The sequence below is a fragment of the Eubacteriaceae bacterium Marseille-Q4139 genome, from assembly GCA_018223415.1.
Classification (GTDB): Bacteria; Bacillota; Clostridia; order Lachnospirales; family Lachnospiraceae; genus CABSIM01.
In genome coordinates this window covers 3,132,070-3,157,473 of record JAGTTQ010000001.1, presented here as the reverse complement: position 1 = coordinate 3,157,473, position 25,404 = coordinate 3,132,070, and the positions used below count along the sequence as shown (strand labels likewise).

26 protein-coding genes are annotated in these 25,404 nt (G+C 51.1%); 10 read left to right on the top strand and 16 right to left on the bottom strand.

Going from position 1 to position 25,404, the window contains the following annotated elements:
- The first annotated feature begins 2 nt into the window (after positions 1–2).
- The 4 genes from KE531_15060 (at position 3) to KE531_15045 (ending at position 3,260) form a co-directional block, all read left to right on the top strand.
- Positions 3–1,325 carry a polysaccharide biosynthesis C-terminal domain-containing protein gene (locus KE531_15060; protein MBR9954909.1) on the top strand — a complete coding sequence of 441 codons (1,323 nt, stop codon included), beginning with the start codon at positions 3–5 and terminating at the stop codon, positions 1,323–1,325.
- 30 nt (positions 1,326–1,355) lie between these two features.
- On the top strand, positions 1,356–2,105 hold the full coding sequence (locus KE531_15055; protein MBR9954908.1) for a dihydrofolate reductase family protein: 750 nt from the start codon (positions 1,356–1,358) through the stop codon (positions 2,103–2,105).
- Between the two features lie 27 nt (positions 2,106–2,132).
- Positions 2,133–2,726, top strand: a complete 594-nt coding sequence (locus KE531_15050; GenBank protein MBR9954907.1) for a flavodoxin family protein — start codon at positions 2,133–2,135, stop codon at positions 2,724–2,726.
- A gap of 117 nt (positions 2,727–2,843) precedes the next feature.
- Positions 2,844–3,260, top strand: coding sequence for a response regulator transcription factor (locus tag KE531_15045; GenBank protein ID MBR9954906.1), 417 nt, complete (start codon positions 2,844–2,846; stop codon positions 3,258–3,260).
- A 330-nt stretch (positions 3,261–3,590) separates the two neighbouring features.
- Here the strand turns inward: KE531_15045 and lnu(C) are convergent, their stop codons facing one another.
- A complete protein-coding gene (gene lnu(C) / locus KE531_15040) occupies positions 3,591–4,085 on the bottom strand; it encodes a lincosamide nucleotidyltransferase Lnu(C) (protein MBR9954905.1) in 495 nt (164 codons plus the stop codon).
- A 23-nt stretch (positions 4,086–4,108) separates the two neighbouring features.
- Positions 4,109–5,146 (bottom strand): IS1595-like element ISSag10 family transposase, encoded by a 1,038-nt coding sequence (locus KE531_15035; GenBank protein ID MBR9954904.1) that lies wholly within the window; start codon positions 5,144–5,146, stop codon positions 4,109–4,111.
- Positions 5,147–5,251: 105 nt separating this feature from the next.
- On the opposite strand from KE531_15035, the gene KE531_15030 reads away from it, so the two are divergent.
- From KE531_15030 to KE531_15015, 4 genes are all read left to right on the top strand, one after another.
- Positions 5,252–5,614, top strand: coding sequence for a cysteine-rich VLP domain-containing protein (locus KE531_15030; GenBank protein ID MBR9954903.1), 363 nt, complete (start codon positions 5,252–5,254; stop codon positions 5,612–5,614).
- A 370-nt stretch (positions 5,615–5,984) separates the two neighbouring features.
- The gene (locus KE531_15025; GenBank protein ID MBR9954902.1) at positions 5,985–6,335 is read left to right on the top strand and encodes a replication initiator protein A; all 351 of its coding nucleotides are present in this window, start codon (positions 5,985–5,987) and stop codon (positions 6,333–6,335) included.
- A 4-nt stretch (positions 6,336–6,339) separates the two neighbouring features.
- Entirely contained in the window at positions 6,340–6,576 is a 237-nt protein-coding gene (locus KE531_15020; GenBank protein MBR9954901.1) for a hypothetical protein, read from the top strand.
- A gap of 94 nt (positions 6,577–6,670) precedes the next feature.
- Entirely contained in the window at positions 6,671–8,329 is a 1,659-nt protein-coding gene (locus KE531_15015; protein ID MBR9954900.1) for a DUF4368 domain-containing protein, read from the top strand.
- Positions 8,330–8,414: 85 nt separating this feature from the next.
- Here KE531_15015 and KE531_15010 read toward each other — a convergent pair whose 3' ends face one another.
- The 6 genes from KE531_15010 to KE531_14985 form a co-directional block, all read right to left on the bottom strand.
- Complete coding sequence (locus KE531_15010) at positions 8,415–10,571, bottom strand: RNA degradosome polyphosphate kinase (protein ID MBR9954899.1); 2,157 nt, start codon at positions 10,569–10,571, stop codon at positions 8,415–8,417.
- A gap of 2 nt (positions 10,572–10,573) precedes the next feature.
- Positions 10,574–12,118, bottom strand: a complete 1,545-nt coding sequence (locus tag KE531_15005; GenBank protein ID MBR9954898.1) for an exopolyphosphatase — start codon at positions 12,116–12,118, stop codon at positions 10,574–10,576.
- Positions 12,119–12,139: 21 nt separating this feature from the next.
- On the bottom strand, positions 12,140–13,276 hold the full coding sequence (locus KE531_15000; protein ID MBR9954897.1) for a chorismate mutase: 1,137 nt from the start codon (positions 13,274–13,276) through the stop codon (positions 12,140–12,142).
- A 2-nt stretch (positions 13,277–13,278) separates the two neighbouring features.
- A complete protein-coding gene (locus tag KE531_14995) occupies positions 13,279–14,025 on the bottom strand; it encodes a 1-acyl-sn-glycerol-3-phosphate acyltransferase (GenBank protein MBR9954896.1) in 747 nt (248 codons plus the stop codon).
- A 69-nt stretch (positions 14,026–14,094) separates the two neighbouring features.
- Positions 14,095–14,511 (bottom strand): hypothetical protein, encoded by a 417-nt coding sequence (locus KE531_14990; GenBank protein MBR9954895.1) that lies wholly within the window; start codon positions 14,509–14,511, stop codon positions 14,095–14,097.
- Positions 14,512–14,639: 128 nt separating this feature from the next.
- Complete coding sequence (locus KE531_14985; protein ID MBR9954894.1) at positions 14,640–14,819, bottom strand: DUF4250 domain-containing protein; 180 nt, start codon at positions 14,817–14,819, stop codon at positions 14,640–14,642.
- A gap of 156 nt (positions 14,820–14,975) precedes the next feature.
- Here KE531_14985 and KE531_14980 point away from each other — a divergent pair, with 156 nt between their 5' ends.
- Together KE531_14980 and spoIVB are read left to right on the top strand one after the other, a co-directional pair.
- Entirely contained in the window at positions 14,976–15,989 is a 1,014-nt protein-coding gene (locus KE531_14980; protein MBR9954893.1) for an asparaginase, read from the top strand.
- Positions 15,990–16,472: 483 nt separating this feature from the next.
- Complete coding sequence (gene spoIVB / locus KE531_14975) at positions 16,473–17,750, top strand: SpoIVB peptidase (GenBank protein MBR9954892.1); 1,278 nt, start codon at positions 16,473–16,475, stop codon at positions 17,748–17,750.
- Between the two features lie 228 nt (positions 17,751–17,978).
- On the opposite strand, the gene KE531_14970 is transcribed toward spoIVB, so the two are convergent.
- From KE531_14970 to xseB, 8 genes are read right to left on the bottom strand one after another with little or no spacing between them, the layout of a single operon-like run.
- Positions 17,979–18,533 carry a YHYH domain-containing protein gene (locus KE531_14970; GenBank protein ID MBR9954891.1) on the bottom strand — a complete coding sequence of 185 codons (555 nt, stop codon included), beginning with the start codon at positions 18,531–18,533 and terminating at the stop codon, positions 17,979–17,981.
- 19 nt (positions 18,534–18,552) lie between these two features.
- Positions 18,553–20,226 (bottom strand): DNA repair protein RecN, encoded by a 1,674-nt coding sequence (gene recN, locus KE531_14965; protein ID MBR9954890.1) that lies wholly within the window; start codon positions 20,224–20,226, stop codon positions 18,553–18,555.
- Between the two features lie 11 nt (positions 20,227–20,237).
- Positions 20,238–20,687, bottom strand: coding sequence for an arginine repressor (argR, locus tag KE531_14960; GenBank protein ID MBR9954889.1), 450 nt, complete (start codon positions 20,685–20,687; stop codon positions 20,238–20,240).
- An 18-nt stretch (positions 20,688–20,705) separates the two neighbouring features.
- A complete protein-coding gene (locus KE531_14955; GenBank protein ID MBR9954888.1) occupies positions 20,706–21,554 on the bottom strand; it encodes an NAD(+)/NADH kinase in 849 nt (282 codons plus the stop codon).
- The gene (locus KE531_14950; protein MBR9954887.1) at positions 21,554–22,360 is read right to left on the bottom strand and encodes a TlyA family RNA methyltransferase; all 807 of its coding nucleotides are present in this window, start codon (positions 22,358–22,360) and stop codon (positions 21,554–21,556) included. The genes KE531_14955 and KE531_14950 overlap by 1 nt, the downstream gene beginning before the upstream one ends.
- Before the next feature lie 12 nt (positions 22,361–22,372).
- Complete coding sequence (gene dxs, locus KE531_14945) at positions 22,373–24,256, bottom strand: 1-deoxy-D-xylulose-5-phosphate synthase (GenBank protein ID MBR9954886.1); 1,884 nt, start codon at positions 24,254–24,256, stop codon at positions 22,373–22,375.
- Between the two features lie 44 nt (positions 24,257–24,300).
- Positions 24,301–25,194, bottom strand: a complete 894-nt coding sequence (locus KE531_14940; GenBank protein MBR9954885.1) for a polyprenyl synthetase family protein — start codon at positions 25,192–25,194, stop codon at positions 24,301–24,303.
- On the bottom strand, positions 25,178–25,387 hold the full coding sequence (xseB, locus tag KE531_14935; GenBank protein MBR9954884.1) for an exodeoxyribonuclease VII small subunit: 210 nt from the start codon (positions 25,385–25,387) through the stop codon (positions 25,178–25,180). Before xseB ends, KE531_14940 begins: the two co-directional genes overlap by 17 nt.
- Positions 25,388–25,404 lie beyond the last annotated feature (17 nt).

Below are 25,404 nucleotides of genomic sequence, written 5' to 3'. Positions count from 1 at the left end.
GGATGGATTTGCTGAAAAGCCCAATCAAGAAATTATACAGGAGTTATTTGGTTCCGTCATTATCCGCAGCAGTTGTAACTTCTGTCTATGGGTTTGTGGATACGATTGCCATTGGACAGGGTGTGGGGCCGGACGGGGCTGCGGCTCTGGCCATTGCGCAGCCGATTTTTGGCGTTGTCTCATTTTTCGGTTTGCTTTGCGGTATCGGTGGCAGTGTATATTTAGGTAAGGCCCGCGGCAAGCAGAAAATGGAGAAATCAAATGCGTATTTCTTCGCTTCGCTATGCCTTGCCGTTGCTTTAACGCTGATTGCATGGATCACCTTTACTGTATTTTCGACTCCAATTTATACATTTTTTGGCGCTACCCCCCGATTGATGCCCTATGTGCAGGATTATACAAACTGCATTGTCTGGACTATGCCATTTTTCATTCTGTCAGCGTATCTTTCCTGCATAGTACGCAGTGATGGCTCCCCCAATCGAGTGATGGCAGCAGTGGTGATTGGCGGCGTATTCAATATTTTTGGCGACTGGTTCTTTGTATTCCCTATGAATTGGGGAATGACAGGCGCAGCATTGGCTACCGTACTTGGTACTGTGTTGCAATTTATTATACTGTGCAGCCACTTTTTTACAAAAAATTGCCAGCTTCGGATTGTAAGACCATTCCGTATATTGAAAGCATTTCGCAATGTATTGTTTGCTGGTATCAGCTCCAGCGCCATCGCCATTTCCTTTATTATACTGACAGTTATTCTCAACAAACAGGTGCTTGTCTATGGCGGAGAATCGGCCCTGGCGGTTTTTGGCGTTGTCATTTCGTTCTCCTCATTGTTCCAGAACCTGTTTGCAGGCGTGGGGCAGGCGATACAACCGATTGTTTCAACGAACTTTGGAGCCGGCTTAAAGCTGCGCATCCATGAGATTAGAAACCGTTCCATTTTCACCGCTTTGCTTATGGGAATTGGCTTTGCTTTTGTAGGCGTGGCCTTCCCCATACAGATTACAAAGCTGTTTATTGCGGTAACCCCGGAAATTATAGAAATCGCCCCCGGCATCCTCCGGGTTTACTTCCTTTCCTTCCTCCTAATGGGCATCAATTTCCAGGCGATTTATTATTTGCAATCGGTTTTGATGACAAAGCAGGCCACCATTTTGGCTTTGCTCCGTGGCTTGATTGTCAGTGGAATATTCGTCTATACACTTCCATTGATATGGGGTGTCAGCGGCATATGGTGGGCAATGGTGATTGCAGAAGTCGTGTCGGTTGTTGCTGCATTGGTATTCTCGAAGCGTGCAGACAATTTGCCCTCCATGCAATGATGAAATTTATGAAAAGAGAGGTACTTTACCATGAACAGACCTTATATTACCTGCTATATGCTGAACTCCCTGGACGGAAAGATCATTGGGGGGTATTTCAATACCGGACGAGGCCGTGAATACATCGCCAAATATGAGCAGTTTCATGACAGGATGGACGCAAAGGCCTGTATGTTCGGGCGGGTCACTTTTATGGATTGGCCCTGGCAATTAGCCCCCGGAAACAAGCCGGAGCTTCCAGAAAATGTTCCTCATATAGACCGGACGGACTATGTGGCGGATGTGGAGGCGGATAAATACTGCGTCGCAATCGACCAGTCGGGGAAGCTGGCGTGGGGAGCGAATGTAATGCTTCGCGGCTCATCCGATATTTACACAAACCGGGTGGGCGACCATATCATTTCTGTCCTGACGGAAAGAGTTTCTGACGCCTATCTGCAATACCTCCGAAATATGAAAGTTTCCTATATCTTCGGAGGCAAGGAGACACTGGATTTCAAGCTGGTGGTTGAAAAACTGTATGCCCTATTTGGGATCGACCATCTGCTCTTGGAAGGGGGCGGACATCTGAACGGCACTTTCATCAGGGAGGGGCTGGTAGATGAGTACACTGTGCTGCTGGTTGCCACAGTGGACGGCGGTTCCCCGAACGAGCCGACCAAGACCTCTTTCGAGGCGAGTCTAAATCAAGAGGCGATGGTTCCGGTTGATTTTACCGTGAAAGAGGTGGAAAAGATTGACAACACCGGCCTGCTGATAACATTTACCAAAAATAAATAAGCGACAATTTGCAAAGGAGAGGATTTTATGAAACGTATTTTAGTGATACAAGGTGGCGGAAGACCAAACGGAAACACGGCCCAGCTTATCGCTGCTTTCGTGGAGGGAGCTGAAAGCGCCGGACATCAGACAGAAGTTATATCGCTTCTCAAAAATGAGGTAAAGGACTGCCTGGGCTGTAATGCCTGCCGGTATGGGAAACCCTGTGTACAAAAGGACGCTTTCAATGAAATGGTTCCCAAAATTAAATCGGCTGATTTAGTTGTGTTTGCTTCGCCGCTGTATTACTGGACATTTTCAGCCCGCTTGAAAGCCTTTATTGACCGCTTCTATTGTATGGCAGAGGAATGTGAACCTTCGTTGGGGAGGTATGAATCCTATCCTGTCAAAGACAGCGCCCTTCTGATGACAGCGGCAGATAACTTTTTTTGGACCTTTGAGCAGGCGGTGTCCTACTATCAATTTTCATTGGTAAACTACATAGGCTTCCACGACCGGGGAATGATTCTTGCCGGGGGCTGCGGGGATACCAACAGAACAGGCAGGATCAAAGAAACGGAATGGCTTGAAAAGGCGTTTGCGTTTGGAAAAAATATCTATCCCAACGAGTACTATGGCTAAAAAGCTCAAAATAGAGAAGCATTGCATTTGACAATCGTTAGGTGGTGGTAATATGGGAAATTAGCTGTATTGGATATATCTGAAACCGGTGTACAGATTGGTGAAAAATTAGCACTCCTGCTTAACGAAAAGCAACAAAAAGAGCTTGCTCAATATCTTCTTGAGGATATAGTATCAATTGTTGATGCAGGTGCAAATTCAGCAAAGCATAACTGGCAGCAGGATAGTCCTCTCACAGAAATACGGGAAGGCGATTTATACCTCTGCCTGGAACAACGGCTTGTAAAAGTCCGTGAACAGGAAATTTTTTTGACTGCAAAAGAGTTTGATATATTGTTTTTACTTGCCAGCAATCCGAAACGAGTGTTTACCTATGCCCTTATCATGGATTTCGTCTGGAACGAGGGCTATACCTACTATTCCCGGAAAGCAATTACCGACCATGTGAGCAATCTGCGCAAAAAATTAAAGATACGGCCGGACGATCCCGATTATATTAAAAACGTTGCCGGAATCGGATATAAATTTGAATGACAATAGATTCACACCATAGGGCAAAACCTGCGGTGTGAATTTTTTTGTATTTTTCAGGATAGACGGCAACTTTTTCCTGAAATATGTACTGAATAATGGAGGGAATTTTGCGTCTGCCCTTTTCTGACAAGGCTGATTATGAATTTTTTGAGAATTTTTCAAAATACCCCCGTAATTTTGCCCGAAAAATGTCCTGTATAGTGAAGGGATATTTTTTGACGGTCAGGAGGTGAGTATATTAAAAATAAAGGCTATGTCACAACAAACAGTTGATAAATAGCCATTTTTATAGGGGAGTATCAGAACTCCCCTATAAACTGTTATTTGCAGTTATCTATACTCATTTGGAATTTCGATATGAAGTGTCTCACACAATAACTTCACATCATGTGCATCATTTTCATCAAACTCGTATCCCAGATGGAACATTACTTGACTATATGGTTCAATACAGGAAACCTCTATTTCCTCAATTCTTCCTTTACCCGAAAAAGTTTCTACCGGAAAACAATCCCCATCATAAAGAATTTCACCTTCGTCCGTATATTCAAAACAATGCAAATCAATAATTCTGTTTTTCAAATCTTCCCATACAGTATGGTTCAATGTTGTATATTCCATCTTAATCTCATAAAAGCCATTAGCTTTCATTATTTCTATAAAGTTCTGATAATCGTTCTTTTCTACAAAAATGTCAATATCATTATGGGCTCTTGACTGATATCCAAGAAGAGCATCTACACCCCAGCCACCATCAAGAAAGACTTTAATCTCCGCATCTATTGCAAATTGAAGAATCTGTTTTACATCTGTTATATTGACCATCTTATCATCTCCACAAATTCTAATTAGGCGACCAGAGGAACTGCTGGTCTGTTTGATAAATCTCTGCATTTAGCAGTTTTCAATGTTGCCAAAACGAAAGTTAAGAAGATGTTCCTTTTCTCCATGTCGCTTTCTTTGGCGTAATTTACAAGGTTATTCCACACAAGATAGTTGTTCAGATACTTGGTAGAAACACCGTTAAAGCCACGCATAAACCTCTTTAGCTGGCTATGGTAGCTATTGATATGTTGGATATTATAAATGCCTTTCTTGGCTTTGCCAGTCTTTAACTGCACAAGGTCAATGCTATTGGCATTTGTAAATCTCACATAGGAGTTCATCTTGTCCGTAACAAGAGTGGAATTGGTCTTAATCCTACCATCATAAATATGATGTAAATCTCTTGTAGAAACCCTACCAGTATTCGTAATCTTGGAGATAGACAAGCCATTCCTATTAACCGCACAAGGAACACATACCTTTTCTTGGGACAAGCCTCTGATATGTGTAGAATGACCACGCTTATGAGCCTTGCGTGGCATAGCAAATGTCTTACTCTTGCTATGATTGCCCTTGTACGAGATGGCGAAAAAAGTTTCGTCAGCCTCAATAATGCCGTCAAGGGTAACATCGTCTGCCATATTCTGAAGTGCATCCAAAATCTTGTGTCTCCAAAGGAATGCGGTGTTTCTGTGAATCCCACAAGCAACAGCAGTCTTACGAATGGATAAGCCATTCATCATACAATCAATGTACTGCTCCCACACGGACAAGTCTTTTCTTGTACCAGACACAATGGAGTTCGTAGCAATCACGAAGGACTTGCCACAATCCTTACATACATATCGCTGTGTGCCATCTTTACGATGACCATTGCGAACCACATGGATACAGCCACAAAGAGGGCATACACGACCATTTGCAAAGCGTTCCTTTGCTACGAAATCTTCAATATTCAAAGACTTTACAAAGGCAGGACTTAAAAGCATTGTTTTAAGGCTTTCCTGCTCTGCGACAGTCAACTTACCGATAATATCTAATGCGTCTTTGATAGTAGGCATATCCAATTACCTCCTTCGGTGGTACTGTTTCTTACTATTATTATACGCTATTTCTCGTCAAAAATCAACCATTTGTTGTGACAGAGCCAAAATAAAATATGGGGCATGGATTACAGGCAGTACCGCAGGGCAAGGAAATTAGTCCATGTGTGCTGCAATTATGACAACGGAAACTGCATCTTGCTGGATGATGGGGAGGAATGCGTCTGTGTTCAGAGCATTTCCTATTCACTTTTATGCAGATGGTTTCAGATTGCGGTTCTTCCGCAGGACAAGCCTTTAGAGGCAGCCCTGTTACACAGGGACAGTATGAAGCGGTGTGTTGTCTGTGGTCAGCCGTTTCTCCCAGGCTCCAACCGGGCGAAATACTGCAAGCCCTGTACGGCAAAGGTACATCGAAAACAGAAGAATGCTAGCGACCGCAAAAGAAGGCTTCTATGCGGACAATTAGGAGCGAAAAAACCTTGATATTACTGGCTGTTTCAACACTTGTCAGCGGGCAGGCTTTATAAATCCCTTCTATGCCCGAAAAACCGGCCTGAAACTGTCCGCAGAGGCAATTTCACCTATCCGGGATTTTCCCGGTCAGGCATCTATCTGTTTCTCTTATAGTTCAAGTATCCTTGCGTTCCCGCCCAAACGGGGGTATCCTGTCCTGGAATTTCAGAGACTGGAAAAGCGGACGCTCTGTACGGCCCCAAAACTGTCTTTCCGGCAGTGGGTATTCCGACCCTTTGGAGAGCCGGAAATTAGACGGAAATCAAAGAGAAATAAGTAAATGATAAAATAGTCAATATCAATCCAATCAATCAGGATGGATTGATGGAAAGGAAAATGTATGCAGAACAATATTTTTATCCCTTACAAAGCGGACTCAGCAGTGCCGCCTTATCTGCCGTTTCCACGATTTTTAATTCCATTGGATTTATCCAATGACGCCAAGGTGCTTTATGCCCTGCTTTTTGACCGGGCAGGCATTTCAAAGGAGAATGGCTTTATAGAAGCAGACAGAACTGTGCGGCTGTATTTTACCGTACAAGAAGCAAAGGAAAAGCTGCACCGTAGCCGTCAGGTAACAACCTGCGCATTTCAGGAATTAGAGCGCAGTGGCTTGATTGTCCGCAGGAAACAGGGGCTTGGCAGACCGGCGGTAATTACGCTGAGGATTCCTGCAGGAAAGGAGGACTGACTAAATGGCAGAGAAAAAAGATTTAAGTACACTTCCGCAGTTTCTAAAACCGGAAGTGGCGGAACGTGTGGCAGAGCATTTCAAAGACGGCGCGTTTGAATTTGATTTTGATACCGGGGAACATATCGCCGTGGAGGGCAACACGGTTTACCATGTCATTCCCCATTATGCCGGTGACGGCGCGGAAAGCGTGCTGGACAAGCTGCGACGGATGATTGCAAAAAATATGGAGGAAATATAAATGCGGGAGGCTGAAAAAGCAGGAAGAATACGTTATAATACAGGCAACCGTTTACCTGGCTGTTATCCCTTTTACGGGAGGAAAGGAGCTACTTATGAATCAGCAGCCAGACGTGTCCCCGAACGGGGGTAAAATTACAGCTTTATATTGCCGTTTAAGTCAGGATGATGCCCTTGACGGGGAATCCAACAGCATTACCAACCAAAAGGCTCTGCTCTCCAAGTATGCAGCGGAACACGGCTTCCGCAACACTATGTTTTTTGTGGACGACGGATTCTCAGGAACGAATTTTCAACGACCTGGATTTCAGGAAATGATGAAATATGTGGAGGACTATTCCGTGTCTACCCTGATTGTCAAAGACCTGTCCCGGCTCGGCAGGGAGTATTCCTATATGGGGCGTTTGCAGGATTTCATTTTCCCGGCTTACGATGTCCGTTTTATCGCAATCAATGACGATGTGGACAGCGCCAAAGGGGAAAATGATTTCGCCGTTTTCAAAAATGTGTTCAATGATTATTACGCAAAGGACACCAGCAAGAAAATAAGGGCGGTTGTCAAAATGCGGGGAGAAGCCGGAGAACACCTTGCCAGCAATCCGCCTTATGGATATGTCAAAGACCCGCAGGACAAGAAGAAATGGATTGTGGATGAAGAAGCGGCTAAGGTGGTGCGGCGTATCTTTGATCTGTGCATTGCAGGGAAAGGGCCGATGCAGATCGCAAAAATATTGACAAATGAAAAGGTACTGACTGTTACCGCCTACCATGCAAAACAGAAAGGCTGGACAATGCCGGAGCATTTGTATCAATGGTGTGCAAAATCGGTTTCCGGTATTTTGGAACGGTGGGAATATACCGGCTGTACCGTCAACTTCAAGACCTATACCAAATCCCTGAAATTTAAGAAACGGCTGCAAAATCCAAAAGAAAACCAGCGGATATTTGAGGGAACGCCGCCGGCAATCATTGAGTACGGACAATGGGAACGGGTACAGGTCCTTCGGGAAAATAAACGCAGGCCGACAAAAACCGGTAAGACGAGTATGTTCTCCGGCCTTGTCCGCTGTGCTGACTGTGGGGCAAAATTCTACTACTGTACCTGCAACAGCTACAAAGATGATTCGCAAGACCATTTCGTCTGTTCCAATTACAAGAGCAATACCGGTTCCTGCCGGATTCATTATATCCGTGAAATTACGCTGTATAAACGGGTGCTGGAATGTGTTCAACGGACGCTGACTTATGTTCGCGCATTTAAGGATGATTTCACACAGGAAATGCTGATGCAGGACGAGGCCAGCCGGAAAGCGGAACTGACACAAAAACGAAAAGCCCTCTCCGGTGCACAGAAGCGCATGGAGGAGTTGGATAAAATTATTCAGCGCCTTTATGAAGATAGTGTATTGGGAAAACTGAGCGACCTCCGTTTTCAGAAGTTATCAGCACAGTATGAGACAGAGCAGGCAGAAATCCGGCAGCTTTCCGAAACACTGGAGCGGGAAATCCAAGAAGAAGCTGAACAGGTTTCTGATGTAGGGCGTTTCTTACAGCTTGCAGAACGGTATTCCGATATACAGGAACTTGACGCCGCGACAGTCAACGAACTGATTGAAAAAATCGTCATACACAGCCCGGAGAAAATCGATGGGAGAAAGCATGTGACGATTGAGATTTATTTTACTTATGTAGGCAAGATTCGGATTCCGCTTCAGAAACCGGAACTGCCTGCAAGCACGGAAAAACCGGCGTGATTTCCAACACGCCGGTTCTGCCGGGAAATTTTATTTACTTCCTTATGAGCCTCCGGCTAATGAGGGCGCCGTTATCCTTTCTTTCCTATTCATGACTCTCCACCGGCACAAACAGCCGGCTCTTTGTCCCGCCCTCTGCCCGTCTTCTCTCCTCCTCGGCAGCCGCAATGGCTTCCTCGCAGAAGATCATCTGGGAGTTTACCGGCACTTTGCCGCGGCGGTCAGGCTTTTCGTAGGTGCCGTCCGGCATCAGGACGTGGGCTTTCATGTTGTCGGCCAGCTCCAGCTCCATGATATGACGGACGCGCTCCTTTAATTCCGGACGCAGGACGGGGAACAGAATCTCCACCCGGCGGTCCAGGTTTCTCGGCATCCAGTCGGCGCTTCCCATGTAGATCTCCTCGCAGCCGTCATTTTCAAAAATGAAAATCCGGCTGTGCTCCAGGAAATTCCCGACGATGGAGCGCACCTCGATGTTCTCGGAAAGGCCCGGGATCCCGGCCTTTAAAGAGCAGATGCCGCGCACCACAAGACGGATCTTTACACCGGCGCAGGAGGCCTCATAGAGGGCCGCAATGATGTCCTTGTCGCAGAGGGAGTTCATCTTCGCCATGATGGACGCCTTCTTTCCGGCGCGGGCATGCATGGCCTCCCTGCCGATGAGCCGCAGAAATTTTCCTCTGAGCCAGAGCGGCGCCACCGAGAGGCGGTTCCAGTTTAAAGGCTCCGAATAGCCTGACATCATGTTGAACACGGCCGTCGCGTCCTCGCCGATCTGCGGGTCGCAGGTCATGATGCCGCAGTCCGTATAGAGCTTTGCCGTGGAGTCGTTGTAGTTTCCTGTTCCAAGATGGACATATCTGCGGATCCCGTCCTCCTCACGGCGGACGACCAGGGTGATTTTGCTGTGGGTCTTTAAGCCCACCAGGCCGTAGATTACGTGGCAGCCGGCTTTTTCCAGCTTTTTTGCCCATAAGATGTTGTTCTCTTCGTCAAACCTGGCTTTTAATTCCACGAGGACGAAAACCTGCTTCCCGTTGTCGGCCGCCTCTGCAAGGGCCGCGACAATGGGCGAATTGCCGCTGACGCGGTAGAGGGTCTGTTTGATGGCCAGAACCTCGGGATCCTTGGCCGCCCGGCGCACGAAGTCCACCACCGGGTCGAAGGTCTCATATGGATGGGATAAAAGGATGTCGCCTTTTCGTATGTTCGCAAAAATATCGTCGTCGTTCATCAGGGCCGGAACCGGCTGCGGCGTGTATTTCGGCGCCTTGAAAAGCTCAAAGCCCTCCAGTCCGTACATTTTCATAAGGAAGGTCAGATCCAGGGCGCCGGGGATCTCATAGATGTCCTCCGAGCTTACGGAAAGCTCCCTTTTTAAGATTTTCAGCAGCCGTTTATCTGCCTTTTCCTCGATCTCCAGCCGGATTACCTCGCCCCACTGGCGCTTTTTCAACTGCTTTTCGATCTCCTCGAGAAGATCCATCGCCTCCTCTTCGTCCAGGGCAAAATCGGCATTCCGCATGATCCGGAACGGATGGGAGGTCACAATATCATAATTTAAGAAAAGCTGGCGAATGTTCCGCTCAATGATTTCCTCAAGGAAAATCACCTTCCTGACCGTCTTCCCGTCAGCATCGGTGGTGGACGGCAGTTCTACGATCCTCGGAAGGCCGGAAGGCACCTGTACCATGGCAAACTCCAGCTCTCCGCCGCCTTTTTTCTTCTTTAAAAGTGCCGCGATGTTAAGGCTTTTGTTCCGGACAAGGGGAAACGGCCGTGACGAATCAACAGCCATGGGCGTCAGCACCGGATAGACATTTTCTTTAAAATACTGGTCGGCAAAGGCTGCCTCCGCCTCATCCAGATCTTCATGGGAGGTGATGACCGTAAGCCCTTCCGCCTTCAGAGCCGGGAGCAGCGAGCGGTTATAGACGGAATACTGGTGGCCCACAAGCTCATGGGTCTTTTCACTGATCCGGTCAAGCTGTTCCTGGGCCGTGAGACCGGCAATATCCAGCTTTGTATAGCCTGCATGCACCATGTCCTTTAAGGATGCCACGCGCACCATGAAAAATTCATCCAGGTTCGAGGCTGTGATGGATAAAAATTTCAGGCGTTCAAATAACGGCGTGTTCTTATCCCTCGCTTCTCCAAGTACACGATAATTAAATTCCAGCCAGCTCAACTCCCGGTTCACGTAATTGGCCGGATTCGTAAATTTCGTTTCCTGCTCATTCATAGTTATACGCTCCTTTTCTGCTTGAGAACCGGCCGGATTCCGAAGATTTCCTCAAAAAATTCTGCCTTCTGTTCAAAGGACATGGCCTCCAGCGTGATGTCTCCGGGATACTCCGTGGAAACGATCAGTTTCCCGTTTTTCACGGTGATCCGGCAGTTTTTTAACTTCTGCCTGTGGCCGCGGTCCATGGAATTTGCCAGCCGCAGAATGGCCGTAAGCTTCGCCGTCAGGATCGTTGCATCCCGGTTTTCCGCCATGCCCGTCTCCTCGCGCACCATGTTGTAGTCAAAGTCACGGATGTTGTACCGCACAATATCTGCAATCATCACCCGCTCCGGGTGGGAAATGCCGATGATTTCCGTCGACATGATGATGTTGTAGGCGCACTCGTTGGAGTTTTTCACGCTGATGAATTTCCCGCAGGCGTGGAGAATCACGGCAATCTGAAGAAGAAGCCGTTCCCTGGCCCCCATTCCATGATACTTTTTCATCACGTCGAAGATTTCCAGCGCATATTTTTCCACCGCCTCCGCATGGGAGCTCTGGCAGCGGTACCGCTTTGCCATGTTCCTGGAGGCGGTGATAATATCGTTGTCAAAATTATGCTTGAGCCGGAGCTTTTTGCTGTCCATGGCATACTCCGCCGCGATCCCGTCGCAGAGCCGGATGCCGGGAATCCAAAGCATCTCGGCGCCGCTTAATTCCATGATCTTTTTATAAATGATGGCGCCTGGCATCAAAAGGGCGGCATATTCGGAATTGACGCCGAAATGCTCTTCCATTTCCGACTCGCTCATCCTGGAAAGCCGCTCATAAAAAGCGTCAAATTCTTCCCGGCTGACCCGCTCCATGGCGGCCCCTCTGTTTTCAAACCGGAACATGTAGAGAATAATTTCCCCGATGCCGATGACATGCTGGATCTGCCGGTCTTTTAAATACATTTTTTTGTAGTTGAAAAGCTCATTGTCCACCATCTCGGCAATCAGCTCCCTGTTTTTCTCCAGGGTCGTCCGCACCGGCGAAAGGAGACCGCGGATCCTCAAAACGCCAAGAGGAAGATTCTGGGTGGAAATCAGGAGATTTTTGTCAAACAGGGAAATCTGCATGCTTCCGAAGCTCACGTCCACAATCGCCGTCCCGCTCCGGATGTTTTTATCGAATTCGGCATCCCGGGAAGCGACAGCCTTGTAGCTTAAAAACCGCTGTTCTGAGTTGCTGATGATGCGGACTTCAATGCCTGTCCGCACCCGGATCTGGTCGATGACAATCTGGCTGTTCCTGGCTTCGCGCATGGCGCTGGTGGCATAGGCGCGGTAGTCCTTTACCCGGTAGGTTTTCATGACCGCAGAAAAATCCCCGAGCACCTGGCAGAGCTCTTCCACCATGCCGTAGCTGATCTTTCCATTTTTGTATGTCTCGCTCCCGAGGGAGATGACATGGCGCATCCGGTCGATCTGGCGGATCCCGCTTCTGGCCGATATCTCATATATGCCAAGCTCCAGCTCAAAGGAACCCACGTTGATTGCTGCAAATGTGTCGACAGCCACTCCAATTCCTCCTCACATCCATCAGTAGTTTCCAAGTATCTTAAGCACGGAGGCCTCGGCGCGGATCCCGTTTAAGGCATTCTGCACCGCCGCGTCGCCGAGGTTCCCCTCAATATCCACAAAAAACCGGTACTCAAACGGCTTTTCCGGAATCGGCCGCGATTCGATCATCACCATGTTGACATGATTGAAAATCACGTTGCCCAGGATGTTGTACAGGGAGCCGCTGACATGGGGGATCTCGAAGCTGATGCTGATTTTCCCTGCGTGTTCCTCGTAAACCGGCTCTCTGGAGAGGATGATGAACCTGGTCGTGTTGCTTTTTGTGTTGTTGATGCTCTCCGCCAGCTCTTTTAAGCCGTAGAGCTCGCCGGAGGTGCGGCTTGCAACGGCCGCCTGGCTCTTATCCCCGTCCTCCATGACTTTTTTTGCGGCCACAGCCGTGTTTTCCATGGCAATCTGGCGCCATTCCTTATGGCTGTCCAGGTATTCCGAGCTCTGCATGAGCGCCTGGGCATGGGAATAGACCGTCTTTATATCGGAAAGCTCGGCGTCTTTTAAGCCCAACAGCATGTGGCTTATGGGCACGTAGACTTCTCCGACTATGTAATTTTTGTATTTTGCCAGCAGGTCATAATTCTTGATGACAAAACCGGCCGTGGAATTTTCGATGGGCAGCACGGCATAATCGGCGCGGCCTTCTTCCACCTCCCGCATGGTGTCCTCAAACTCGGCCACGTGGTAGGTCTCCGCCTTGCTCCCAAAGAATTTTCTTGCGGCCGCATGGCTGTATGCGCCCTCGACGCCCTGGAAAACCACGCGCACCCCGTCTTTTTTGAGCTCTTTTACTTTTACAAAGCCGGTCGGTTCTGTCTTTCCGTTTTCTGCCAGAAGCCCATACTGGAACCGGCGGCTCATGGCCATAAGCTGCGAAAAGAGCTCGCGGACGGCTTCCTTATTGAAATCGCCGTGGGCCAGCTCCCGGACTGCGGCAAGCTTCTGCTTCTCGCGTTCCGCGTCATAAACAGCCTTTCCTGTCCTGATTTTATAGGATGCCACATCGCCGCAGATCTGCATCCTCTCCTCAAACAGCCGGACGATTTCCTTGTCGATCACGTCCAGCCGGTCCCTGCATTCCTGTAAATCCAAAGTTTCCATCCTTACTTTCCTGCCTCTTCCTGTAATTTTTCCAGCATGCCGATTATGACGTCCCTTGTGTAGGCGCCGGCCTTTTTCCTGTTTTCCGGCTCCAGCTCTTTGATGTAAAACGGCTTTCCATATTCCACAATCACATGGGCCGGGCGGATGAACGGGATGTGCTTTTCAAACACGTCCGCCGTCCCGAACATGGCCACCGGAACCACCGGGCACCCCGATTTTTCTGCGATTTTCAAGCTCCCCTCTTTAAACGGCAGGAGCTCTAAAATATCATCGTGCCGGTTCCTCGTTCCCTCCGGGAAAATCCAAACGGACACGCCGTTTTTTACCTTTTCAATCCCGTCTAAAATCATTTTGAGGCCGGCCTTGATGTCGTCCCGGTCGAGAAATAAGCAGTTCACGTTCACCATCCAGTCGGAAAGGAGCGGATACCGCAGCATTTCTTTCTTCGCCACGAAGCCCATGAGGCCGGGAACCGTCGTGTAGCCCACCAGAATATCAAAATAGCTCCTGTGGTTCCCCACGTAGAGGACGGCGCTGTCCTTCGGGATGTTTTCAAGCCCCCGCACCGTCACCTTTACGCCGGAGACCCGCAGAATAAAAAGGAACATGGTCTGAATGATTTTAAGACTTTCCAGATCCCTCTGATGGGGCTCCTTTTTTCCAAGGGAATTCTGGGCCGCAAGAAGCGGGAACCCAAAAATCAAAAAACCTATGACGGTAACTGCCACCACTATAAACCTTATCATCTGCAACCTCTTTTCTCGTTGGTTTATCGCATCTATTATATAAAAAGATGCGGGCAAATGCAAGGATATCTATGGCGTTTTCTTCCTGGTGATCTGTTCAAAAAGAAGGCCGGCGCCGAACCAGCAGGGAGCAAAATCCAGGCGGATCAGACCGTCCACGTTGAGGCCGCGCCCCGTGTAATCCCAGGGACAGATTCCCGCGCTTTTTAAGAAAAAGCCGGTGACGTATTCGACGAGGAAAATTAAAACCATGTCGTTTACGCCGTGGCGCCAGAACATGTCGGAAAGCTTAAGGCTTCCCCTATCGCCCAGCCAGCCGTCTAAAAGGCGTCCCAAAGGGCCTAAGAATGCGCCGAGGCCGTAAATCGGGAACATCAGAAGGGACGTGCGCCCCATGAGCCGCAGATCGCCGGCCGCTATGGATTCCATGGAGGTAAACAGGATTTCCATGCACCAGCCGGCTACGCCGCATTTTAAGAAATTCATGCAAAATTCTTTTATCACATCTGTTTTTTCCATGGGGTTAGTATGACTAAAAAAAGAAAACCTATACGAAATCTGACATGCCAAAGGACGGCTTACCCTGATTTTTCTCCGGGAAGCCGTCCTGCATGTCATACATATTGATTTTTTTCGCTGTCATAGCGGTAGTCAATCCCGGAAAGCGTTTCATCCAGTTCCTTTCCGTCGATGGCGAGCGCCGCACAAAGCTCGTCCTTGCTGTGATAAAAATCACGAAGCTGGGTATTGATATAGCTTAGGAGCATCACCGGGTCTTTTGGGATTCCTGACATACGTTCCACCTCCTGTTTTCCAGCCGACTATATCACAGATTTTCGGAAAAAGCCACCATGTGAATGTTGAAATTTTTGCCATGAACGGCTATACTGACAATAGAGCATTTCTGCCGTTTCGGCAGGCCAATACAATCCAAGGGAGGAAACATGACCATGAAACACATTCTGCTTCTCGGGACCGGCGGCACCATCGCCTGCAAATGCGGGGACTCCGGCCTGACTCCGCTTCTTACCGGCGACGAGCTTTTATCCTACGTCCCCGATGCCAGGACCTTCTGCGAAGTGGAAACCATCCAGGTCTTAAATATCGACAGCACCAACATCCATCCGAAGCACTGGCTGATGATCGCCAAGGTTCTCGAGGATAATTATGACAATTACGACGGCTTCGTCATCTGCCACGGCACCGACACCATGGCTTACACGGCGGCTGCCCTTTCCTATCTTGTGCAGCATTCCAAGAAGCCCATCGTCATTACAGGCGCCCAGAAGCCCATCGACCTGGATGTGACTGACGCCAGGACAAACCTTCTCGACAGCCTGAGATTCGCCTCCTGCGAGCGTGCCCACGGCGTCACCATCGTGTTCGACGGAAAGGTCATCGCCGGCACCCGCGGCAAAAAGGAGCGCACCAAGAGCTACAATGCTTTTTCCAGCATCAATTTTCCATATCTCGCCGTCATTCAGGAGGAGCACATCCTCTTTTACATTGACGACAAGTGGCAGGATCGGGAAAGCGTCCGCTTCTATCATGAGTTAGACAACCGCGTGGCCCTGCTTAAGCTGATCCCGTCCCTGGATTCCAGCCTTCTCGACTACATGGCAGAGCATTATGACGCCGTCGTCATCGAGTCCTTCGGCGTGGGCGGCCTTCCGTCTTACGATTCCGGAGACTTTTACAGCTCCATCGCCCGCTGGATCGAAATGGGGAAGACTGTCGTCATGACAACCCAGGTGACGCAGGAGGGCAGCAACATGTCCGTCTACGAGGTCGGGCAGAAGATCAAAAATGCCTTTGGGCTGATCGAGTCCTACGACATGACCCTGGAAGCCACGGTGACGAAGCTCATGTGGGTTCTTGGACAGACGAAGGATGCGGAGAAGGTGAAGGAGCTGTTTTATAAGACAGTAAATCACGATATTTTATGGAACGTGGGATCGCATTAACGTAATTTGACGTATTTTTTTCAAATTTCCGGAAACAATAACAAAATGGATTCTGGAAAAACGCCAGCAAAAAACTGACAGGGTGAAACCAACTGAATTTCACATACTAGGAGAGGAGCAGAAACTGCCCTCTCTTATCTTTTGCTGTACAAGCCCGGCAAGCGGCATCATGCTTGCATGAAATGCCATTTGCCGGGCGTAAGGACATGAAGCACGATAGTGCGGAATGTTCGTGTACGATGATCGAGCAGGGGAAATCTTCCCCTACTCGATCCAAAAACCGGGAATACTCTATTTCGCGGCAGACAAACACGGCAAAATGCAGGGCAGCAGCTCCGATGCTTTGTCCGTTTTAACGGCAGACGCCGTGCAGGGCAAAGTACATGCATCTGGGTATTTGACCCGCGGCATGTGCCGAATGGACGCACATCTGTATCCGCCCGGCGCATCGTCCGCGGGAATAAAGGAAAAGGAGGTTTTGCCGTGACTAGGAAAGAAAGATTTCATCGGATCCTTGTCTATGTGTTCTGGTGTTCTCTTGTTTTTACCGTCGTTTTTTCCTGGTTTTACCTAAAACAGGCTGTTCCGGACCGTTTGAATCTCGTGGCAAATGAGGAAGAAGTTTTTGATTTTTCTCTCCCGTTCGGAGTGACCTTCGAGAGCGAAAGCGAAGAGGTGGTCGTCGGAAACAGCTCCAACATCCCGGCCGGGCAGGTGAGAATCCAGGCGGCGGAGCCTGTTTCCATGTATGGGAAAAACGAAGGCAGCTATCAAATCGGAATGAAGCTGTTCGGCCTCATTGACTTAAAAGAAATCCAGGTTGATGTGGTCGATACCATGTATGCCATCCCCTGCGGACTCCCGGTCGGCATTTACTTAAAATCCGACGGCGTCATGGTCATTGGCACCGGGCAGATCGAAGACGCGTCCGGGAACGTCTCGGAACCTGCCATCGGCGTCTTAAAATCCGGCGATTACATTGAAAAGGTCAATGGAGTGGAACTAAAAGATAAGGAAGACCTGATCGGCGCCGTCGATGCCTCCGGCGGAAAAACCGTGGAGCTGGAAATCCGGCGGGATGGGGAAATCATGTACGTCAATTTGGAGCCTGTCCTCGCGTCGGACGGTTCCTATAAGCTCGGCGTTTGGGTGCGCGACGACACCCAGGGCATCGGGACGGTCACTTATGTGGAGCCTGACGGCGGTTTCGGTGCCCTTGGGCATGGAATCAGCGACAGCGATACCGGCATGCTTGTAAATATTGAAGGCGGGGAGCTTTATGAAACACAAATTCTCGGGATTGAAAAGGGCGCCTCGGGAAAACCAGGCGTCATGTCCGGCGTCATCTATTATGGGAGCGGGACGAAGCTGGGAGAAGTGGACTCCAACACGGAGGAGGGAATCTTCGGCCAGGTAAACGAAAGCTTTCTGGAGACGGCAAGCGCCCCGGCTGTACCCATCGGCTTCCGCCAGGATGTCCACAAGGGACAGGCTTATATCCGAAGTGATGTATCCGGGGAACTGAAGGATTATGAAATCGAGATCCAGAAGGTAGATTATTCCGCTTCCCACAAAAACAAAGGGATCGTCCTTCAGGTGGTGGACGAAGAACTTCTCTCCCTCACCGGCGGCATCGTCCAGGGCATGAGCGGCAGTCCCATCCTCCAGGATGGAAAGCTCATCGGCGCCGTCACCCACGTTTTCATCCAGGACAGCACACGCGGGTATGGGATTTTTATTGAAAACATGCTGGAGCATTAGAAACGGAGCAGCCAGGCTTTTACGGCCTGGCTGCTGGCTAATGTCTGGGTTTGCCTGTCCGGATGGGAATGGCGAGAAGTGATGTGTGCCGTACTTGACAAACTTCATAATTTCGTTATAATGAAGATAGAAAAGGGCATTGCCGATAAGCGGTTAACCCAGTAAATTTTAGTTAGTTAAGCACAAGCCTAAGAAACCGTCACTTTGCCGAGTGGCGGTTTCTGCTTTTTACTTACAGACCCGCCCTTCCGCGCATCCGTGGTTCATATAATGGTCGTAATAAGACGCCCAGTTCTCCCCAAAGGCATCGGCCAGATCCTGGTTGTTCTCCTTATAGGCATGCACCTCAAAGCTCTCGCAGCCCTGCCGCCCCTCGGCCATTCCGTTGTCCAAAAAATGCCTCATGAGCTTGTCCGCATCTGCCCCGATGGCCGTCTGGAGATCCGGGTTATTCTCGTAATAATAATCCGCATCAAAAACCAGCGCAATGTTTTCCGGCACAGCTTTTTCTGTCTCTGCCGGCTGCGCCTGCGTCTCTGTCACTGTCACACTGTACGGGCAGACACCGTTTTCATGAAGGTGAGCCGGATGGCCGCCGCAGTGGTAATGATAGCTTCCGAGGCCGCTGGCATTTTTGTTGTCCCTGTGGCCGCCCTTGCTGTCCGTCCGCCCGGAATGCGCCTCGGACACGATCAGAAGCCCTTCCACCGGTTCCGCGCACGGCGCCGCGCCGACCATCACTGCCAGCAAAAGAGCTGCCCCGCGTTTCCATGTTTTTCTCATTTGTAAATCCCCCTTTTCCTTACTGAATCCGTTTCTTCGTCTCCTCTGCCAGCCGCTTCATCTCCTCCGCGCTCTCCCGCACCTTCTCGGTGATCTCCGCGCCGCCAAGGAGCCTCGCCAGCTCGTCCACCTGCTCTTCGTGATTTAACATGTGGATTTTCGTGACGGTCTTTCCGTCCTCCACCGACTTTTGGATTTCAAAATGCGTATCCGCCATGGCCGCGATCTGCGGCAGGTGGGTGATGCAGAGCACCTGGTGCTTCTTTGCAATGTAGGAAAGGCGCTCGGAGACCTTCTGGGCCGTCCGGCCGCTGATGCCGGCGTCGATTTCGTCGAAAATCAGCGTCGGGATATCGTCGCTGTCCGCCAAGACAGTCTTGATCGCCAGCATGATTCTGGACAGCTCTCCGCCGGATGCCACTTCCCCGAGGGGCCTCGGCGGCGCGCTTCCAAGGTTCGTGGAGATACAGAATTCCACCTCGTCAAACCCGTTTGCCGTCATGTGATTCATCCGCGCCATGTTGATCCGGAAATCCACCTGGAGGAAATTGAGATCCACAAGCTCCTCCTTAATCCGCTCACAAAGCACGCCGGCTGCCTTCTTCCTGGCCTCGGAAAGCCTGAGACAAATCCCATAAAGCTCCTTTTCCTGGGCAGCCAGCCCGCGCTTCGCCTTTTCCAGGCTCTCCTCATAATGCTCCAGCTCCGAAAGCCGCGCCTTCTTTTCCGAAAGCCGCCCGAGCACCGCTTCTTCGGAATTCCCGTACTTTGCCATCATGCCGCGGATGAAGTCCAGCCGCTCTTCGGTCTCCTTAAATTCCTCTTCGTCAAACTCCATGTCTTCCATATAATCCGCCATGGAGCGCCCGAGATCGGAAAGCATGTTCTCCGCGTCGGAAAGCTGGCCCACGATATCCGAAAGCCTGTCGTCATAGGCAGCCACCGACTCCACCGACCGCAGCGCCCGCCCGATCTCATCGCTGTCCACGGCCTGATAGGCCGACTGCATGGCCTCCATGATTTTCTGCCCATGGATGAACCGGCGGTACCTGGCCGCCAGCTCCTCTTCTTCTCCGGGACGGATCCCGGCCTGCTCAATCTCGTCGATTTCAAACCGCAAAAAATCGGCCTCCCGCCTTCTCTGTTCCCCGTCCATGGAAAAGCTTTCCGCCTTCGTCTTAAGCTCCAGATACCGCTTGTACGCCTTTGCCGTCTCGGTCTTCAAGCTTTCCGTTTCCTGTCTGGAGTATTCGTCGAGAATCTCCAGATGCTTCTGGCGGTGGAGCAGGGACTGGTGCTCATGCTGCCCGTGGATGTCAAGAAGCAGGCCTGTCACGGCTTTGAGCTTCGACGCAGTAACCGTCTCGTCATTGATCCGGCTGGTGCTCCTGGCCTGGGAAATCTTCCTGGAAATGATGAGAAGCCCGTCCTCGTCCGGATACACGTCCAGGGCCTCCAGCTCTTTTCTCTTTTTCTCTCCGTCCACGGAAAAGACAAGCTCGATATACGCATAGTCTTCCCCGGCACGGATCATATCCTTTGATGCTTTCGCTCCAAGCGCCAGCCCCACCGATCCGATGATGATGGATTTTCCGGCGCCGGTTTCTCCCGTCAGTATATTGAGGCCCCCGGCAAACTCTACCTCGGCCCGCTCAATCAGGGCCAGGTTTTTCACGCGCAAGCCAAGCAGCATGCAGCCACCCCCTATTCTGCCACGATCTTCCTTAACTTGTCCATTAAAAGAATCGTATCGTCCACGGAACGCACCGCGCACATGATTGTGTTGTCTCCGGCCACACAGCCTACAATCTCGTGGAAGTTGATGACGTCAAGGGCCTCGGCCACGGCCATCGCCATGCCGGAGACCGTCTTGATGACAAGGATGTTCTGGGCCATGTCCATGGTCACAAAGCAGTCCCTTAAAATCCGCAGGTACTTTTCCCCGAAGTCCTTCTTGGCCTCCATCACGGCATAACACTGTTTTCCGCCGTCCCGCGGCACCTTCGTAAGCTTTAACTCCCTGATATCCCGGGACACGGTCGCCTGAGTCACCTTGTAGCCGGCCTGCTTCAAATACTCCGCTAACTCCTCCTGCGTCTCAATCTGGTACTTCCCGATCAGCTCCACGATCTTGCTGTGTCTGTCTACCTTCACCGGTTTTGACTCCCCTTTCTATTCTTCAAACATCTTATGCTTTAAAATCTCCAGGAACGAACGCTGATCCAGCTTGACAACCCGCGTCACAAGCTCTGACTTTTCGATCTCAATAAAATCCCCCTGCTCAAGCCCCACGTAGGAATCGCCGTCAAAGGCTGCCGTCTGTCCGCCGCTGTTGGCTCTGGAAATTTCCAGGCGGATTTTGCTTCCGGCCTCCAAAACGATGCTTCGGGACGTGATCGTGTGGGGCGAAACCGGCGTCAGGATCATGAGCTTTGCCCCCGGCGCCGCGATGGGCCCGCCGGCCGAAAGGTTGTAGGCCGTGGAACCGGTGGGCGTCGCCACGATCATCCCGTCGGCGCTGTACACATTTAGAAGCTCTCCGTCCACATAAATCCGGAATTTCAGGACCCTCAAAGGCCCTTCCCTTGTGAGGACAATGTCGTTTAAGGCGATGTTTTCCGCCGTCATGACGCCGTTATGGTACACCCGGCCGGTCAGCATCATCCGCTCCTCGATCTGATAGCGGTCTTCGATTAACGCGTCCAGGTGGCTTTCGATGTCGTCGGTGCCGGCAATCTGGGTCAAATACCCCAGCGTTCCCATGTTGATGCCGATGATCGGCAGGTTCCGGCCGGCAAGATCCCTGGCCGCCTGGATTAACGTCCCGTCGCCGCCCAGGGTGATGACGCATTCCGTGTCCTCCGGCACCTCATCCGGCTCCGTATAATGATTCTGCCCTGAAAACGCCCGCTTCGAGCTTTTGCAGGTACAGCCGCGCGCCTCAAGATATGCGGCAATCTCGTCCTTTGCCTGCTTTGCGCGCTCCTTTTCCGTGTTTGCTATGATATAAAACTTCCGCATCAGTCCAAAGCCCCGTGGGCCTCCTCCACAATCCTTCCGGCCGCGATTTTCGTGTTTTCAAACGTCCTGCCGTCCGTACAGTTTTTAAGCCAGAGCAGGTATTCGATGTTTCCCTCCGGCCCTTTGATCGGCGAATACTCCAGTCCCAGTGCCTCAAAACCGATGGAACCGGCGAACATGGCGACGCTCTCAATGACCTCCAAATGGACGGCCTTGTCCCGGACGACGCCTTTCTTTCCGACCTTCTCCCTGCCGGCCTCAAACTGCGGCTTGATTAAGCAGACCACCTGGCCGTCCGGTTCCATAAGTGCCTTCACAGGCCCCAGAACCTTCGTAAGAGAAATGAACGACACGTCGATGGACACGAAGCCCACCGGATCCGGGATATTCTCCGGCGTCACATAGCGGATATTCGTCTTTTCCATGCAGACGACCCGCTCGTCATTCCTTAACTTCCAGGCAAGCTGCCCATGGCCCACGTCCACGGCGTAAACCTTTACGGCCCCGTTCTGAAGCATGCAGTCCGTAAAGCCGCCGGTGGAGGCGCCCACGTCCATGCAGATTTTCCCGGCAAGGGAAACGCCGAAGCACTCCATGGCTTTTTCCAGTTTCAGCCCTCCGCGGCTTGCATATTTTAATGTATTTCCGCGCACCTCGATCTTTGCCGTCTCCGGGAAGGTCTGGCCCGCCTTGTCTTCCTTCTGCCCGTCCACATAGACGATGCCGGCCATGATGACCGCCTTCGCCTTCTCCCTGGACTCCGCCAGGTTCCTCTTTACCAGCAGAACATCCAAACGCTCCTTCATCCTGTACTCCTTTTATCTGCCGTCCTCTCCCGCCATGGAAAGGTACTCCTGTTCGATTTTCTTAATTACAGAATCGCTGTCGATCCCAAGCATCTCCCGAAGAAGCGAGACGTTTCCGTGCTCCACGTAGGCGTCGGGAAGCGCCACCTGAAGGACGCGGACGTGGGGGTAATGCTCGTGGATATATCTGGTGGCGCACATGCCCATACCGCCCCGCAGGACGTTTTCCTCCATGGTGACGATGAGCTCGTGGGTCTTGCAGAGGTAATCCAGCATATCCGTGTCCAGAGGTTTTACAAATCTGGCGTTTACAAGGGTGCAGGCATGGCCCCTGGCCTTTAATTTCTCCCGCACATGTTCTCCCGTGCTCACCATGCTCCCGAGGGCGAAAAGCGCCGTCCCGCTCTCCTCATAGAGCATCTCCGCTTTCCCGTATTCGATGGGCGCTGCAAATTCCTTAAGGCCGCGGTACGCCTGCCCTCTCGGGTAGCGGACGGCCAGCGGCCCGTCAAAGCCCACGCCGAATTCCAGCATGTTTTCCAATTCCCAGAGGTTTTTCGGCGCCATGATGCTCATGCCGGGCACCAGGCTTAAAAAGGAAACGTCGAAAATCCCCTGATGGGTCTCGCCGTCGCTTCCCACGAGACCGGCCCGGTCGATGCAGAAAAACACCGGCAGCTCCTGGATGCAGACGTCATGAAGCACCTGGTCGTACCCCCTCTGGAGGAACGACGAATACACGGCCACCACCGGCTTTAAGCCGGCAGACGCCATGCCTGCCGCTGCTGTGACTGCATGGGCCTCAGCGATTCCCACGTCGAAGAACCGCTCCGGGAACTTCTTCGCAAACCGGGAAAGCCCGGTTCCGTCCGGCATGGCCGCCGTCAGCGCCACAACATTTTTATTTTTCTCCGCAAGCTCACAGATTTTTTTGGAAAACACATCCGTGTAGCTCGGGTAAACCTTTTCTTTAAGCGGCTTCCCCGTCGCAATGTCAAAGGGCTCCACGCCGTGAAACCTGGACGGGTTCTTTTCCGCAGGGGCATAGCCCTTTCCCTTTTTCGTGATGACATGGACAAGGACGGCATGGCGGACGCGCCTGGCCTCCTTAAAGGTCTGCACCATCTCTTTCACGTTATGGCCGTCCACCGGCCCTAAGTAGGTGATTCCCATGTCCTCAAACAGCATGCCGGGCACCAGAAACTGCTTAATCCCGTTTTTTGCAAGATACAGCCCGTAGGACAGGCTTTTCCCCACAAGCGGAATCGAAGAAAGCGCCTTGTCCACGCCTTTTTTTAAGTCGGCATAGCTCTCCTTCGTCCGGACGCTGCTTAAATATTTCGACATCCCTCCGACGTTTTCCGAGATGGACATCTCGTTGTCGTTTAAGACGATGATAAAATTTTTCTTCATCTGGGCCGCATTGTTTAAGGCCTCGTAAGCCATGCCTCCGGTCAGCGCCCCGTCGCCGATGACGGAAATCACGGCATAATCGTCGCCTAAGATCTCCCTGGCCTGGGCGATGCCGAGGCCGGCCGAGATAGACGTGGAGCTGTGGCCCGTGTCGAAGGCATCGTAAGGGCTTTCCTTCCGCTTCGGGAAGCCGCTCATGCCGCCGAACTGGCGCAGCTCGTCAAAGCCATCCCGCCTGCCGCTTAAAAGCTTGTGGGTATAGGCCTGGTGCCCCACGTCCCAGATAATCTTATCCGTCGGGAGGTTAAAGGCCAGATGGAGCGCCATGGTAAGCTCCACAACGCCCAGGTTCGAGGCCAGATGGCCGCCGGTATGGCTGATTTTTTCTAATAAAAACTGGCGGATTTCCTGCGCTAAAAGAGGGTAGTCCTCTTCCCTCAGATTTTTGATGTCCGATGACCGCTCTATTTTCTCCAGCAGCATATCCTATCCTACTCCTTCGTTTTTCCGAGGACAGACGGCCCCCGTTACTTCTCCCGGCTCATCAACATCGTAATCAGATCCTTTAAGAACCGGTTCTCTCCGGGAAAGCCCGAAATCATTTCCATGGCCTCCTCCGAAATTCGTTTCACATCTGCCCTGGCTTTCTCAAGCCCCTCCAGGGTCACGTAGGTCGTTTTGCTGTTTTTTTCGTCGCTGAACACAGGCTTTCCCAGCACCTCCTGGCTGCTGGTGACGTCCAGGATATCGTCCTGGATCTGGAACGCCAGCCCCACATTGGCCGCAATCTGCTCCGTCTTTTGTACCTGCATTTCATCCGCGCCTGCCATGACGGCTCCGATCATCATGGACGCCTCCAAAAGCGCCCCGGTCTTTAACCGGTAGATGAAATCCAGCCGGTCGGCAGGGATATCTTTTCCCGTCATCTCCACGTCCACGGTCTGACCGCCGATCATGCCGTAAATCCCGGTCTTTTCCGCCAGGATTTTCATAGCCGCAAGGATCCGCTCCGGCTTTCCGCCCAGCTCCCATGCCTTAGCGGCCGTCTCAAAGGCGTAAATCATAAGCGCGTCGCCGGCCAGCACCGCCATATCATAGCCATAGGCCTTCCAGGTGGTCGGCTTCCCGCGCCGCAGCTCGTCGTTGTCCATGCACGGCAGGTCGTCGTGGATTAAGGACGAGGTGTGGATCATCTCGATGGCCGCCATGAGCGGCTCAATCGCCTCCCCCTCTCCGCCGAACATCCGGTACGTCTCCCGCATGAGGAGCGGCCGGATCCGTTTCCCGCCTGCCTTCATGCTGTAATTCATGGCTTCAAAGATTGTTTTCTGCGGCCCTTCCTCGGCCGGAAGATATTTATAAACCGCCGCCTCCGTCTCCCGGACGGCCTGCTCCATTTCTTCCTTAAAAGTAGACGACATCCTCTTCTTCCTCCGTCTTGTCTCCGCTTAAAACCATAACCTGTTTTTCAATGGCATCAATTTTATCATTGCAGCTCTTCACGAGCTTCATTCCCTGTTCATAGTTCTTAAAGGCGTCCTCCAAAGAGCCCTCGCCGCGCTCCAGCTTATCGATCAATGCATCCAGCGCCTCAAAGGTCTCCTCCACGCTCATGGCCGCCAGGCGCTTTT

Coding starts and splice junctions, on each gene's coding strand:
- KE531_15030 (MBR9954903.1), top strand. CDS start 5,252: ATGGATTACAGGCAGTACCGCAGGGCAAGGAAATTAGTCCATGTGTGC.
- KE531_14955 (MBR9954888.1), bottom strand. CDS start 21,554: ATGCGGAAGTTTTATATCATAGCAAACACGGAAAAGGAGCGCGCAAAG.
- KE531_15055 (MBR9954908.1), top strand. CDS start 1,356: ATGAACAGACCTTATATTACCTGCTATATGCTGAACTCCCTGGACGGA.
- KE531_15025 (MBR9954902.1), top strand. CDS start 5,985: ATGCAGAACAATATTTTTATCCCTTACAAAGCGGACTCAGCAGTGCCG.
- xseB (MBR9954884.1), bottom strand. CDS start 25,387: ATGAGCGTGGAGGAGACCTTTGAGGCGCTGGATGCATTGATCGATAAG.
- KE531_15010 (MBR9954899.1), bottom strand. CDS start 10,571: ATGAATGAGCAGGAAACGAAATTTACGAATCCGGCCAATTACGTGAAC.
- KE531_15035 (MBR9954904.1), bottom strand. CDS start 5,146: ATGCCTACTATCAAAGACGCATTAGATATTATCGGTAAGTTGACTGTC.
- KE531_14985 (MBR9954894.1), bottom strand. CDS start 14,819: ATGTCAGGAATCCCAAAAGACCCGGTGATGCTCCTAAGCTATATCAAT.
- recN (MBR9954890.1), bottom strand. CDS start 20,226: ATGCTGCTTGGCTTGCGCGTGAAAAACCTGGCCCTGATTGAGCGGGCC.
- KE531_14990 (MBR9954895.1), bottom strand. CDS start 14,511: ATGAATTTCTTAAAATGCGGCGTAGCCGGCTGGTGCATGGAAATCCTG.
- KE531_15000 (MBR9954897.1), bottom strand. CDS start 13,276: ATGGAAACTTTGGATTTACAGGAATGCAGGGACCGGCTGGACGTGATC.
- KE531_14940 (MBR9954885.1), bottom strand. CDS start 25,194: ATGTCGTCTACTTTTAAGGAAGAAATGGAGCAGGCCGTCCGGGAGACG.
- KE531_14950 (MBR9954887.1), bottom strand. CDS start 22,360: ATGAAGGAGCGTTTGGATGTTCTGCTGGTAAAGAGGAACCTGGCGGAG.
- KE531_15060 (MBR9954909.1), top strand. CDS start 3: ATGGATTTGCTGAAAAGCCCAATCAAGAAATTATACAGGAGTTATTTG.
- KE531_15050 (MBR9954907.1), top strand. CDS start 2,133: ATGAAACGTATTTTAGTGATACAAGGTGGCGGAAGACCAAACGGAAAC.
- KE531_15015 (MBR9954900.1), top strand. CDS start 6,671: ATGAATCAGCAGCCAGACGTGTCCCCGAACGGGGGTAAAATTACAGCT.
- KE531_15020 (MBR9954901.1), top strand. CDS start 6,340: ATGGCAGAGAAAAAAGATTTAAGTACACTTCCGCAGTTTCTAAAACCG.
- dxs (MBR9954886.1), bottom strand. CDS start 24,256: ATGCTGCTGGAGAAAATAGAGCGGTCATCGGACATCAAAAATCTGAGG.
- KE531_14995 (MBR9954896.1), bottom strand. CDS start 14,025: ATGATAAGGTTTATAGTGGTGGCAGTTACCGTCATAGGTTTTTTGATT.
- KE531_14980 (MBR9954893.1), top strand. CDS start 14,976: ATGAAACACATTCTGCTTCTCGGGACCGGCGGCACCATCGCCTGCAAA.
- KE531_14970 (MBR9954891.1), bottom strand. CDS start 18,533: ATGAGAAAAACATGGAAACGCGGGGCAGCTCTTTTGCTGGCAGTGATG.